Origin of the sequence: Chitiniphilus eburneus (assembly GCF_005048205.1) — a bacterium.
In the GTDB taxonomy this organism is placed as follows: domain Bacteria; phylum Pseudomonadota; class Gammaproteobacteria; order Burkholderiales; family Chitinibacteraceae; genus Chitiniphilus; species Chitiniphilus eburneus.
In genome coordinates, this window is record NZ_SUMF01000010.1 from 96,595 (window position 1) to 109,904 (window position 13,310).

Below are 13,310 nucleotides of genomic sequence, written 5' to 3' on the forward strand. Positions count from 1 at the left end.
GTCAAAAACCCTGACGGTTGCGGTGTACCGACGCCGGGCGGCCCGTGGGCGCCATTCGGCATTTGCCCCGGCGCGGCGGTGACGTTGTTCGTGAAACAGCGGGCAGGGAACGATGCGGTTAGGGGTTTGTATTTAAAGAGTTTTATGGCGCCATTCATGAAATGACGGTGCGGGGCCGATTGTCTTGGCGCGCGGCGCATCGGAAGCTGTGCGGGCGATGCGACAGGCGTGTCGAGGCCCGGGAAAGCCGGGCCCGAATGTGCGGAGAGACTGACGCATCGCACCCGTGCCGGCGGTGGCGAGATCGCCGGCGCGGCCTGTCGATGGGCGCGTTGTGCGTAACGTGCCCGGCGCATATCGCGGTCGGCGGGATCTTCTCCCTTCCGCGCGACGGCGGTTTCATCCTGCGGGGGCCTCGGCCCCCGTTTTTTTTGCACCGGTTGCGGTATCGCGCGCCGGCCCCGAGCGCACCGCCGGCCACGCAACGGCGCATTCACCGGGTTTGCCGCCCGCACCGTCCAAATAGCGACCACCTCCGCCGAATTGCCACCTACATTGGGTTCACTACTTTTCTCAATGCGAGGCCAGACGATGACCATGAATGTACGGGGCTATGCCGCCCAATCCGCCAAGGATGCCCTGGCGCCATTCCGCTTCGAGCGCCGCGATGCGCGCGCCGACGATGTGGTGATCGAGATCCTCTACTGCGGCGTATGCCATTCCGACCTGCATACCGCCCGCAACGACTGGGGCGATTCCGTCTACCCGGTGGTACCGGGCCACGAGGTCATCGGGCGCGTGGCCAGCGTTGGCGCCCAGGTCAGCCGCTTCAAGGCCGGCGATCACGTCGGCGTGGGCTGCATGGTGGATTCATGCCGCCAATGCGATCCATGCCGGCAGGGCCTGGAGCAGTACTGTGCCCAGTTCCCCACGCTGACCTACAACGCGCGGGACCGCCACGACCACCGGCCCACCTATGGCGGCTATTCCGAACGGATCGTCGTCTCCGAACAGTTCGTGCTGAAGCTGCCCGACGGCCTGGACCCGGCGGGCGCGGCGCCGCTGCTGTGCGCCGGCATCACCACCTGGTCGCCACTGCGCCACTGGAAGGCGGGCAAGGGCAGCAAGGTGGCGGTGGTCGGCCTGGGTGGGCTGGGGCACATGGCGCTGAAACTGGCCAATGCACTGGGCGCCGAAGTGACGCTGTTCACCCGCTCGCCGGGCAAGGAAGCGGATGCCATCCGCCTGGGCGCGCATCACGTGGTGCTGTCCACCGACGCGGTACAGATGGAAAGCGTGGCCGGGCAGTTCGATCTGATCATCGACACCGTACCGTATGTCCATGACCTGAATCCCTACCTGCCCACGCTCTCGATCAGCGGCACGCTGGTGCTGGTGGGCTACCTCGGCCCGCTGGACCCCTTCGTCAACTCCGTCCCGCTGATCATGGGGCGCAAGTCCGTCGCCGGCTCCTTGATCGGCGGGATCGCCGAAACCCAGGAAATGCTGGATTTCTGCGGCCAGCACGGCATCACCTCGGATATCGAGATCATCAAGATGCAGGAGATCAACGCGGCATACGAACGGATGCTCAAGAGCGACGTGAAGTACCGCTTCGTGATCGACATGGCATCGCTGAACGCCTGATGGACACCCCCGCCGTGGCCGGTCGATCGATCGGCCACTGGCGGGTTTTCAATCGCGCTGCGCCACGTACCGGCCGGTGAAGCGCGCCGCCAGCCGATCCTCTCCATCCCGCACCTCCACTTGCAGCACCAGCCGCCCGGGCCGGCCGCGCGCCAGCGCGCGTTGCAGCCGTGCCAGCTCGTCCGGTGGCGGCGGCAGCACGTGCGCCTGGAAATCGTCGTGGATCGGCAACAGGAACTCGGTCTCGCCGGACTGGATCACCGCATCGCAGCCGTCGCCGGCCGCCAGCAATACCGCCATCCAGCCGGCGATGGTGGCCAGGGCGTGTCGTCACATGTTTCGCGGCAGCGCTGGGTCGAAAAAACACCAGCCATCAGGCGCGCGACGCAGCCAATAACCGGTTATTGGCAAGGAGCGCAACGCAGTGGATGGTGTTTTTTCGGCCCAGCCCTGCGGGTTCGGCGCATTTCGGGCGCCGCGCGGTGTCGCAGGCCGCTTGCGGTATCCATACCGCCGCGCGTCCAGCTCCTGGCGCGGCATCCCGGACTGCACCGAACGCTGCCGCGAAACAGGTGACGACACGCCCTAGCATGGAGATCGCCCCGCCGAAGGCCGTGCCGTGATCGTTGCGATTGGGCGCGAAGGGCGCGTGCAGCGCCCACCGGGCCGCGTTGCCCACCACGGCGACCTGCATCGCGTCCAGCAATGGAAAACCGCCCCGCAGGCGGGCTTGCCAGTGCGGGGCGAATTCGGGTGTTGCCGGGGACAACGGATTATTCCTGCGGCTGCTCGGCGGCGGGGGCGGCCTGGAGCGGCGCGCGCGGGGGCAGGAACAGTGCCGGAATCTGCGACAGCGGCTTGTCGCGCAACGGCGGCAGGCTGGGGATATTCGGCTCCAGCGCGGCGTGGGTGGCGCGGGCGGCGGGGCGCTCGCGGCCGCGATAGGTATCGCCGCCCCGTTCGTTACGCTCGGTGCGTTCGCCCGAGCGACGTTCGCCGTTGCGTTCGCCGCTACGGCGCGGCGCCTCTTCGCGGCGCGGCTCCGGCGCGCGGGTGGTGCCCGGCGAATAGCCCGGCACCGGCGTCAGCGGCAGTTCTTTCTTGATCAGCTTCTGGATGCCGGCCAGCGCCTTGTCCTCGCCCGGATCGACCAGCGAGATCGCAACGCCCTTGGCGCCGGCGCGGCCGGTGCGGCCGATGCGGTGCACGTAGTCCTCGGCGCTGTTGGGCAGCTCGAAGTTCACTACGAACGGCAGTTCGCTGATGTCCAGCCCACGCGCCGCCACATCGGTGGCGACCAGAATCTTCAACTGGCCTTCCTTGAAACGGGCCATCACTTCCAGGCGCGAGCGCTGGTCGCGGTCGCCGTGGATGGCCTCGCAGTCGAAACCGTCGCGCTTCAGGTCGCGCGCCACCTGGTCGGCACCCTGCTTGGTACGGTTGAACACGATCACCTGGCCCATGTCGTGCGTGCGGATCAGGTGCGCCAGCAGCGCACGCTTACGGAACGTTTCGCACGGATGCAGAATCTGCTCGACGTTATCGTTGGTGGCGTTCTGCCGGGCCACTTCCACCAGCGCCGGGTCTTTCAGGAATTCGCCGGACAGCTTCTTGATCTCCGGCGAGAAGGTAGCGGAGAACAACAGCGTCTGCTTGCGGTTGGTCAGCAGCGAAATGATCTTCTTGATATCCAGGATGAAGCCCATGTCCAGCATGCGGTCGGCTTCGTCCAGCACCAGGATTTCCACCTGCGAGAGATTCACCGTCTTCTGCTGCACGTGGTCGAGCAGGCGGCCGGGTGTGGCCACCAGCACCTCGACGCCGCCGCGCAATTGCGGAATCTGGCCGTTGATGTCCACGCCGCCGAACACCACGTGGCTGCGCAGCGGCAGATGCTTGCCGTAGGACCTGGCGCTTTCGAATACCTGGTCGGCCAGTTCGCGGGTGGGGGTGAGGATCAGCGCGCGCAGCGGATGGCGGGCGGGGGAAACACTGGTATTGGCGTGGGGCGCCAGGCGAGTGAGGATGGGCAGCACGAACGCCGCCGTCTTGCCGGTGCCGGTCTGCGCCGCACCCAGCAGATCCCGCCCGGAGAGCACATGCGGAATCGCCTGTGCCTGGATGGGGGTGGGATGCTCGTACCCCTCTTCCGCTACCGCCTTGAGTACCTCGGGCGCCAGCCCCAGCGTTGCAAACGTCATGCCTGATTGACCCTTATCCACGATGCTCACGGCGCAAACGTCGTAAGAAATCGCCAAGTATTTGAAGAAAAGCAGGAAATGTAACACCAACGCGGGCGCGCTGCATACCGGGCGGCACGCCTTGGGCTAAACTGCGCGTATTTTTACACCCACCCAGGGTGACTGCGGCCGGACAACCCGGGCCGCGCACGACCGGAGGCCCCACCATGTACGATCTTGCCCGCACCCGCCTGACCACCGTGCGCGATTGCCTGCGCTTTGCCGTATCCCGCTTCAATGCCGCCGACCTTGCCTTCGGCCACGGCACCGACAATGCCTTCGACGAGGCCGCCTACCTGGTGCTGGCCACGCTGCACCTGCCGCTGGACCAGCTCGAACCGTACCTGGACGCCGTATTGCTGCCGCCCGAACTCGATAGCGTGGTCGGCGCCATCCAGCGCAGGGCCGAGCAGCGCGTGCCGGTGGCCTACATCACCGGCGAGGCCTTCCTCGGCGACTACCGCTTCTACGTGGACGAGCGGGTGATCGTACCGCGCTCGTTCATCGCCGAACTGCTGCGCGACGAGGCACTGCAACCGTGGATCGAAGAGCCGGAGCTGGTGCATCGCGCGCTGGACCTGTGCACCGGCTCCGGTTGTCTCGCCATCCTGCTGGCCGATGCCTTCCCCGACGCCGAGATCGACGCGGTGGACCTCAGCAGCGATGCGCTCGACGTGGCCGAGATCAATGTGGCCGACTACAACCTGGGCGAACGCATCGACTTGATCGATGGCGATCTGTTCGATCCGCTGGCCGGCGAGACCTACGACCTGATCGTCTCCAACCCGCCCTATGTGGATGCCCACTCGGTGGAGGAACTGCCGCAGGAATACCTGCACGAGCCCGAACTGGCGCTGGGCAGCGGCGAGGATGGCCTGGACGTCACCCGGCGCATCCTGGCGCAGGCCAGCCAGTTCCTGAATCCGCTGGGAGTGCTGGTGGTGGAGATCGGCCACAACCGCGACGTGCTGGAAGCCGCCTACCCGCAGTTGCCGTTCGTATGGCTGGATACCTCGGGCGGCGACGGCTTCGTGTTCCTGCTCACCCGCGAGATGCTGGTGGAGGCGGGGCTGTAGCCGCACCTGGCCACGCCGGTTTGCCACAAACAAAAAGGGCGCCCCGAGGCGCCCTTTTCGTTACAGCGATGGTACTCAGCTACGCGCGGCCAGCGCGGCGGTGAGATTCTCGCTGCCTTGCAGCAGCAGAAACTTATCGATGCCGCCGGTGGTTACGCCGTTGAAATAGTACGGATCGAGCTTGAAGTTGACCATGCTGGACACGTAGTTGAAGGTTTCCATGGTGCCCGGCGTGCTGGCGGTCCAGGCGGTGCGGGCGTAGAGGCGGTCACCCGCTCCGGCCGGCAGGGCGTTGACCACGATGTCGCCCGCATGCGGGTTGATCGCCGTGCCGCTCTGCATGGTACCCACGATGCCGCCAGTCAGAGCGCCGGTGTCGTCGTAGGTCAGCACGTGCGACATCTCGGGACCGGCAGTGTGGGCGGCGATGACCAGCTTGGTGTTCTCGACATCGGCGGTGCTGTTGTAGTCCAGCATCTTGAAGTCGATACCGTAGGCGGTGGCCGTGGGGTCCAGCGGCGGCACGGTCACCCCGGACCACAGCGTGGTGTCGGACGCCAGGGCCGTGTCGCCCAGCTTGAAGGTCACGATCCGGCCGTGGGCGCCATCATCCAGCAGCACCGCATATACGCCGAACGAATTCACCGCCATACCGACCACCGGCTGGCCGTTCATGGCCGTTTCCAGCGGGCCGAGCGGAATCTGGTCGCAGGCGCCGGTCACGGTGTCGATCAGCATCAGTTTGCGGTCGGCGCTCATGCCCAGCAGCACGTTGTCGCCAGGGCGGACATCCATCGTCACCGGCTTGTCGGTGCAGTTGTCGGCGCCCTGGCTGGTCCAGGCACCGGTCAGCACGTCATACATCTGAGTGCCCTTGCCGGGCTCGGCGCTGTAGCCGATCCACATCTTGCGCGGTGCCGGATTGGGCGTGGGCGTCGGGGTCGGCGCAGTGGTTGGCGTCGGGGTCGGTGCGGTGGTTGGGGTGGGCGCGGTGGTCGGCGTGGGGGTCGGCTTCGACGAATCGTCTCCGCCACCGCCACCGCAGGCGGCCACGCCCAGCGCTCCCACCAGTGCCAGTGCGATCAGGGTGGGTTTTACGCGAGGGTCGAGTTTCATTTTGCAGTTCCTTCAGTCAGGTTTGAATGCGATCTGGGGGATTTGTGATACCGGCACGAAAGCGCGATTCAGGACAAGGTCATGGTCAGATCCGGCCGGGGTGGGGTGTTTGATGCTGCGCAAAAGCCGGCCTCGGGCGCGGCGTAACCAAACGGGGGGCCAGCCGCCGGCGCGGGCCGTGCCACCCGCCACCCGCCGGCAAGGCCGCGACGGGTGGACTAGCGCTGGCGCCGATGCGGCAAGCGGGTTGCCGCGGATGGCCGATGCGGCGCGCGGAGGATGCGGGTTCATGGCGCCTGGTGACGCAGTGCCAGCGCGCCGGTCAGGGATTCGGTGCCTTGCAGGTAAAGATCGGTGCCGAAATGGATCAGGCCACCCGGATACGTGTAGCTGCCGGTGTAGAACAGCATGCCCCCCGTCGGGGTGTAGGCGTACTGCTGGATGCGTCCGGGGGCGTTCGATGTCCAGCCGCCACGGGTGTAGATCTGATCGCCGTTGGTGCCAGACTGCGGGTCGTGCAGGTACTGGACCACGATGTCCCCGGTGTGCGGCAACGCCCCCGCGCCGGACACGTACCAGCCGCGCTCCTCGGCGGTCTTCCTGCCGTCGCTATCGAAGATCAGCACATGGGAGCGATCCAGCGGCTGCCCCGTGCTCGCCCGCGTGAGAATGATCAGCTTGTTGTTCTCGATCTGCGGGGTGCTGGCGCCATCGCCGGTCTTGAAGTCGATGGCATAGGCGATGGATGTGTTATCCACCGCGGTGACGCTCGTGGTCCAGAGCGTGAGGTCGGTTTCCAGCCCGGTACTGCTCAGCTTGAAGGTCACCAGCCGGCCGTAGCCGCCGTCATCCAGCAGCACCGCATGGACGCCGGCGGCATTCACCGCGAAGCCGCGCACATCCTGACTATTCATGGCCGTTTCCAACGGGCCCAGCGGGATGTTCTGGCACAGGCCGCTCACGGTGTCGATGATCATCAGCCTGCGGTTGAGGCTCATGCCCATCAGCATGCCGTCGGCGGGGCGGACATCCATGGCCACCGGCTTGTCGGGGCAATTGTCCAGGCCCTCGCCCATCCAGACGCCGGTCTCGACGTTGTACATCTGCGTGCCCCGGCCCGGCTCGGCGCTGTAGCTGACCCAGACATTGGCGGGCGCGGGATGGGAAGGCGTCGGCGTGGGCGTCGGTACCGTCGTCGGCGTGGGGGCTGAGGTGGGTGTCGGTTCCTGCGTCGGCGTTGGGGCTGAGGTGGGCGTCGGTTCCTGCGTCGGCGTTGGGGCTGTGGTGGGCGTCGGTTCCTGCGTCGGTGTCGGTGCCGACGTGGGCGTCGGTTCCTGCGTCGGCGTGGTCGTGGGGCCGCTGGTTGGCGTGGTGGTCGGCGGCGGCGGTTGCGGGCTGTCGCCGTCGCCCCCGCAGGAGGCCAGGCCAAGCGCGGCAAACAGCGCCAGGCTGAGCAGGGTGGGAGTAAAGCGGTGGTGGCGTTTCATGAGAGGTCGGCGCTCCATCGAATCAGGCTGGGTCGGCACGGACACCGGCGACGGGATGTCGTGATGGGATATCTGCTTTCATCATTCCCCTGGCATCCGGGTGCTGGTTGATGCATGGCAACAAAGTGGCCATTTCGGAGGGCTTTAACGCGGTGGCCATACCTTTGGTGGGGATGGGCTTCAGGGAAATCGCACCGCCAGCGCCGGGCCGGTGACATGGCGGTCGGCCAGCGGCAGTGCGCCGGTGCCACCGCGATAGTCGCGCCAGGTGAAGCTATCCAGGTCGTATTCCTCGATGGTGCCGGGTACCGCGCCGTGGTGGCCGGTACGCAGGTACAGCGCGTTGCCGACAATGGCGATGTCGCCGTCGTGCACGCCGCCGCCATGCTTGAGCGCACTTGCGGGCGCGCTATAGGCAAAGCTGCCGTCGGCGCGATAAGTGATCACGTGCGCGGTCTCGCGCGCGTCGCGGCGCGACAGCACCACCAACTGGCGGCTGTCGCTGGTCTTGAAATCGATGCCGAACGCCACGGCGTGGCGCTCCGCCTGCCCCGGCGTCTGTGCCCACAGCGTCAGATCGGAGCGCAATGCCCGATCGCCCGGCTTGAAGGTCACCAGCCGACCTTGCTGTCCATCGGCCAGCAGCACCGCGAACAAGCCATCGTCGTTCACCGCGAAGCCGCGCACCGGCAATGCCAGCCGCGCCAGCGCCTCGCCCACCTCACCCAGCGGTAGCGGTTCGCAACGGCCCTGCGCCGGTGCGATGGCCAACAGGCGGCGGTCGGCGCTCATACCCAGCAGCACGCCGTCGGTGGGGCGGATATCCAGCGCCACCGGCAACACCGGGCAGGCGTCGCTGCCTTCGCTGACGAAATCGCCGGCCACGGTGCCGAATAGCGCACTGCCCTGCGCGCCGCCATGCAGCAGCCAGCCGGCGGGGGGCGTGGGGAAAGGGGTGATGGGCGTGGTCGCCTGGCCGATGGGGCGGATGGTGGGCAATGCCGGCGCCGATGCCTGGGTGCGGCTGACGCCGCTACCGCAATGCACCAGCACGCCAGCCAGTGCCAGCGGAATCAACAGGGTGGTGATTTTCATCTCGATCTCTCCACATGGGCCATGGCCCGGTGGATGCCAGACCGGACAAGCCGGTCGCTATGCCCCGGCAGCGCGCGCATGGCCGGGTATCTGAATGAAATTCTCCGCAGGGACGGGCGGTTGCCTATGGGATAACTCTTCAAAAACGGTGGGCCGGAAAAAAGACCACCCCGACCTGGCATGCACCAGATCGGGGCGGTGGTTCGCTGCTCGCACGGCACTGGCGGCGGATAAGGCGCCACCGACGCCATGGCGTCACCTCGCATGCATCACCTTGCCGCACCCCGGCGGGTGCTTTCTGTCCCGGTAGGTGGAAATTGCCCCAGCTGGCCCACGGGCCGCGCGGCGCCTGGCCGCACGCCGCTGTCGCATGGGGGCGCCATGGGTGGAAATGCTCCCGCATTGGCGGGGTTCTCTATGAGAAAAATCTTGAAAATCAATGAGTTGTAAAAAATACCCAGCCTGGCACGCCTCTTGTTAACCACTCCCCGGGCGGACGATCCCGGCGCTCGACTGGTGCGATGCCCAGTCCAGGGGCCGGGGAGGACCAAAACGTGGCTGAACGCTGGCCGCGCCACGGTCGTCGCCGGCGCGGGGCCCTGGTGTGCGGGCCGTTCGATCCACGGATCGGCGGCCGGGGGCGCGCACCGTCGAGATCGCCGCGACGGGGAGCCGGCCCGTGCCACGCGGGGCGGGGGGCTCCAAGCAACTTCTTTTGCTGATACAGCGAGGTTCAAGATGACCGAAAGCATTCAGAAGCGCCTGCTGCGGATACGGCCGCCGCGGGTGCGCATCACCTACGACGTGGAGACCGGGGGGGCGATCGAGAAACGTGAGCTGCCCTTCATCGTGGGGGTGTTCGCCGACCTCTCCGCCGACCGCGAGGATCCGGAGAACTTCCCGCCGTTGAAGGAACGCACCATGGTCGATATCGACCGTGACAACTTCAACGACGTGCTCAAGACGGCGGCGCCGCGCGTCAAACTGTCGGGCGTGGACGACGTGCTGTCCGATCCGCCCGGCAAGTTGTCCGGCGCCATCGTGTTCAAGACGCTCGACGATTTCGAGCCGCTGAACATCGTCACCGCCGTACCGCTGCTGAACGAGCGCTACGTGGCGCGCACCGAAATCCGCATGGTGCAGGCGCGCTCCGAAACCGACGACGTGCTGGCCGCGCTGCTGGATGCCGTGACCGTGCCCGCCACCGGTGGCGCGCTGCGCGACAAGCTGGTGGCCACCTACGTGCCGGCCGATGGCGCGGATAAGTGGAAGGCCGCGGCGGTGACGCCGTCGCTCGACCCCACCGCCGAAGTGGATGCCAAGCTGCTGGGCCGCTGGGTCAACGATCAATCCACGCCGGAAGAGAAGGAAGCCGCCCAGATCCTGGTCGGCCGCTTCGTCGCCGAAGTGGTGGCGCCACTGAACGACAAGCTCAAGGCCGATCCGGACTTCCAGGTCACCCGGGGCGCCACCGCGCTGATCGATGCCCGCGTGGGCGAGATCGACGCCGCGTTGTCCCGCCAGTTGTCGGCAATCATGCATGCCGAGAATTTCCAGACCATCGAAGCCACCTGGCGCGGCATGTTCTATCTGGTCTCGCGCACCGAAACCGGCACCATGCTCAAGCTGCGCGTGTTCAACGCCACGCGGCAGGAACTGCTGAAGGACATGGAAAAGGCGGTCGAATTCGACCAGAGCACCATCTTCAAGCTGATCTACGAAGCCGAATACGGCACCTACGGTGGCGCGCCCTACAGCCTGCTGCTGGGGGGCTACGAATTCGGCGGCGCGGGCGAGGATATCCGCTTCCTGCGCAAGATCACCGAAGTGGCCGCCGCCGCGCACGCGCCGTTCCTGGCCGCCGCCGACCCGCGCCTGTTCGGCCTGGATGGCTACGACAAGCTGGCCAAGCCGCGCGATCTGGCCAAGATCTTCGAAGGCGCCGACCTGGGCGAATGGCGCGAATTCCGCCAGCTCGAAGATTCGCGCTATGTCTCGCTGGTGCTGCCGCACGTGCTGCTGCGCCTGCCCTATGGCGAAAAGACGCTGCCGGCCGAAGGCATCAACTTCGCCGAGGACGTGGCCGCGCAGGACAACCGCAAGTTCCTGTGGGGCAACGCCGCCTACGTGCTGGCCGAGCGCATCACCAACGCCTTCGCGCTGTATAGCTGGACCGCGGCGATTCGTGGCGTGGAAGGTGGCGGCCTGGTGGAAGGGCTGCCGCAATACGTGTTCGACACCGACGCCGGCACGCGCGAGCTGTTCTGCCCGACCGAGGTCTCGATCACCGACCGCCGCGAAAAGGAGCTGAACGACCTGGGCTTCATCGCGCTGTGCCATTGCAAGGGCGCGGGCAAGGCGGCGTTCTTCGGCGGACAGACCACCAACCTGCCGAAGAAGTACATCACCGACGATGCCAACGCCAACGCGCGCATCTCGGCGATGCTGCCGTACATCCTCGCCGCCAGCCGGTTCGCGCATTACATCAAGGTGATCATGCGCGACAAGATCGGCACCTTCCTCACCCGTGGCAACGTCGAGTCGTTCCTCAATACCTGGATCGCGCAATACGTGCTGCTGGACGACAACGCCACGCAGGAGGTGAAGGCCAGCTACCCGCTGCGCCAGGCCAGCGTTGTCGTGACCGAGGTGCCGGGCGAACCGGGCGCCTACCGCGCCACGGTCTTCCTCAAGCCCCATTTCCAGCTCGAAGAGCTGACCACGTCGATTCGCCTGGTGGCGAATCTGCCGAAGTAATCCAGGGAAGGAACCGACATGGACCTGATTCTTTTACAACCGGGCGACTCCGACATCTTCGGCGGCGACAACAGTTGGGACAACGGCGGCAGCCTGATCGACAACGAGTGGCGCGACGAAGTGCTGGACCTGGGCAAGTGCCTGGAACTGGTGTCGATCCACCAGGGCATGAAGCAGCAGATCACCACCGATGTCAGCAACTCCGCGCGGACTTCCGGCCGGCCGATCATCACCGAATTCACCTGCGTGAAATACGTGGACAAGACCTCGGTGAAGTTCTTCGAGTACTGCCTGCGCGCCCAGCCACTGGGCAAGGGCAAGGACCAGCCGACCAAGCTCTACATCGCGCGCAACTCGGGCGACAAGACGGCGAACATCCTGACCATCGCATTGCGTGACGCGATCATCAGCGAGATCCAGTTCCAGTCGCACCCGGACGACATGCCCACCGAGCAGTTCAAGCTGTCGTTCACCGAGATTCTGTGGACCTACACGGTGCAGAAGGCCGATACCACCACCGCCGGCAATCTGTCGGCCGGCTGGAGTATCGCGCGCAACCGCCCGATTGGTCAGTTCACGGACTAGCGAAAAAGGCTGGTGAGGAGTGAGGGGGGGAGGGGTAACGGCAACGCAACCCCTGCTTTTCCGCCGTTGGTTTTACCCCTCACTCCTCACGCCTCACCAGGAACGGAGTTCCGCCATGAGATTCCTTTTCGAGCGTCTGGTCGGCGAGCCGGTTTTGCCCGGCGGCTACACCGAGCCCTTCGATCCCGCCGCCGCCGTGGCGGCGCAGATCGGGCGGCTGGTATCCACCCGCGCCTGGGTGACGGGCGATCGGGTGGGGTTGCTGGATTTCGGCATCGAGCATGTGGCCGATCTGGCGTTGAACAGCCGCAGCCAGTTGGAGCGCTATGGCGTGCGACTGGCGCAATTGATTGCCGAGTACGAGCCGCGTCTGAGCGATGTGGTGGTGAACGTGGAGCCCGTGCCGCACGACGCGCTGCATCCGTGGCGGCTGGCGGTGAGCGGCATCCTGGCCGATAGCGGCCAGGCCCATCTGTTTCATTTTGCGTTGCCGCAGCATTGAACCGCATGAACGCCTATGCGCTCGGGCGCGGCCTTTTTTGAGAACGGTAGAGACCATGAATCTGTCCATGCGCACTGCACCGCTGTTTGGCGACGGCCCTGTCGAAAGGGCCGGCGTTGGTGCGCGTGGAGTGTTGCTGGGGGCCGCGGTTGCTGCGGTTGCGACTGCAAACGCAACTGCAAAGGCGATTGTTAGCGCCTTGCGGCGCGGGTTGATTGATGCCCTTAGCGGCCGTGCGGGCCGGTTCATTTCTTTTGCTTCGCCAAAAGAAACGAACCAAAGAAAAGGCCGAGCGACGCTTCGCTCTGCATGGCGCGTCGCTAAGCGGCAAGCCGCTAAGCTTTGGCGGTCACCTGCATCCGCACCCCGGCAAGCCGGGGTGCCCTCGCTCCAGACAATCGAGCGGTGGCTGCGGAACTCGCTCGCTGCGCTCGCTCAGACAGTCCTCGCCGAATTCCCGCCCGCTTGTCTTCCTCTCGGCGCTTCTGAAGGGGACCCGGTAGCCCATCCTCACCCCCGGCCCCTCTCCTTGAAGGAGAAGAGTGACGCGTGCCAGTGCCTGCGGACAAATAGCACCGCAGGGGGTTGCTCTGAGCAAACCTCAAACTCGTTTGCTGATCCACGTTCTTTGCACCCAACAGTTTTTCCCCCCGTTACGCAGGCGCCGAGGAAGTGGAGGGAGACCCTAGGCTCCCGACCGACTGAGGGCACCCCGGAGGGGCGCAAAGCGCGGGTGGCCTTTTCTTTGGTTCGTTTCTTTTGGCCACGCAAAAGAAATGAACCGGCCCGCCCGGCCGCTAAGGGC

The 13,310-nt window shown here is 66.0% G+C and carries 11 protein-coding genes; 5 read left to right on the plus strand and 6 right to left on the minus strand.

The genetic code is table 11. The annotated features are described in order from the left end of the window. Window positions 1-591: 591 nt before the first annotated feature. Window positions 592-1,647 (plus strand): NAD(P)-dependent alcohol dehydrogenase, encoded by a 1,056-nt coding sequence (locus FAZ21_RS10895; RefSeq protein ID WP_136773474.1) that lies wholly within the window; start codon window positions 592-594, stop codon window positions 1,645-1,647. A gap of 48 nt (window positions 1,648-1,695) precedes the next feature. Here the strand turns inward: FAZ21_RS10895 and FAZ21_RS10900 are convergent, their stop codons facing one another. The 3 genes from FAZ21_RS10900 to FAZ21_RS10910 are packed head-to-tail and all read right to left on the minus strand — an operon-like array spanning window position 1,696 to window position 3,848. Then, window positions 1,696-1,968 (minus strand): YiiD C-terminal domain-containing protein, encoded by a 273-nt coding sequence (locus tag FAZ21_RS10900; RefSeq protein ID WP_308418436.1) that lies wholly within the window; start codon window positions 1,966-1,968, stop codon window positions 1,696-1,698. A gap of 52 nt (window positions 1,969-2,020) precedes the next feature. Then, on the minus strand, window positions 2,021-2,416 hold the full coding sequence (locus FAZ21_RS10905; RefSeq protein ID WP_136773476.1) for a hotdog family protein: 396 nt from the start codon (window positions 2,414-2,416) through the stop codon (window positions 2,021-2,023). 4 nt (window positions 2,417-2,420) lie between these two features. Continuing rightward, window positions 2,421-3,848 carry a DEAD/DEAH box helicase gene (locus tag FAZ21_RS10910; RefSeq protein WP_136773477.1) on the minus strand — a complete coding sequence of 476 codons (1,428 nt, stop codon included), beginning with the start codon at window positions 3,846-3,848 and terminating at the stop codon, window positions 2,421-2,423. Between the two features lie 206 nt (window positions 3,849-4,054). Here FAZ21_RS10910 and prmB point away from each other — a divergent pair, with 206 nt between their 5' ends. After that, a complete protein-coding gene (prmB, locus tag FAZ21_RS10915; protein WP_136773478.1) occupies window positions 4,055-4,963 on the plus strand; it encodes a 50S ribosomal protein L3 N(5)-glutamine methyltransferase in 909 nt (302 codons plus the stop codon). A gap of 75 nt (window positions 4,964-5,038) precedes the next feature. Here prmB and FAZ21_RS10920 read toward each other — a convergent pair whose 3' ends face one another. The 3 genes from FAZ21_RS10920 to FAZ21_RS10930 all read right to left on the minus strand — a co-directional run bounded on the left by FAZ21_RS10920 (window position 5,039) and on the right by FAZ21_RS10930 (window position 8,661). Beyond that, complete coding sequence (locus tag FAZ21_RS10920) at window positions 5,039-6,079, minus strand: hypothetical protein (RefSeq protein ID WP_136773479.1); 1,041 nt, start codon at window positions 6,077-6,079, stop codon at window positions 5,039-5,041. Window positions 6,080-6,366: 287 nt separating this feature from the next. After that, window positions 6,367-7,566 (minus strand): hypothetical protein, encoded by a 1,200-nt coding sequence (locus tag FAZ21_RS20575; protein ID WP_211243436.1) that lies wholly within the window; start codon window positions 7,564-7,566, stop codon window positions 6,367-6,369. A 180-nt stretch (window positions 7,567-7,746) separates the two neighbouring features. Beyond that, complete coding sequence (locus tag FAZ21_RS10930; RefSeq protein WP_136773480.1) at window positions 7,747-8,661, minus strand: hypothetical protein; 915 nt, start codon at window positions 8,659-8,661, stop codon at window positions 7,747-7,749. Between the two features lie 738 nt (window positions 8,662-9,399). On the opposite strand from FAZ21_RS10930, the gene tssC reads away from it, so the two are divergent. The 3 genes from tssC to FAZ21_RS10945 all read left to right on the plus strand — a co-directional run bounded on the left by tssC (window position 9,400) and on the right by FAZ21_RS10945 (window position 12,505). After that, the gene (tssC, locus tag FAZ21_RS10935) at window positions 9,400-11,418 is read left to right on the plus strand and encodes a type VI secretion system contractile sheath large subunit (RefSeq protein WP_136773481.1); all 2,019 of its coding nucleotides are present in this window, start codon (window positions 9,400-9,402) and stop codon (window positions 11,416-11,418) included. A gap of 18 nt (window positions 11,419-11,436) precedes the next feature. After that, window positions 11,437-12,003: an Hcp family type VI secretion system effector gene (locus FAZ21_RS10940; protein WP_136773482.1), complete on the plus strand. Its 567-nt coding sequence runs from the start codon at window positions 11,437-11,439 to the stop codon at window positions 12,001-12,003. A gap of 115 nt (window positions 12,004-12,118) precedes the next feature. Continuing rightward, window positions 12,119-12,505, plus strand: a complete 387-nt coding sequence (locus FAZ21_RS10945; protein WP_136773483.1) for a GPW/gp25 family protein — start codon at window positions 12,119-12,121, stop codon at window positions 12,503-12,505. The last annotated feature ends 805 nt before the right edge of the window (window positions 12,506-13,310 follow it).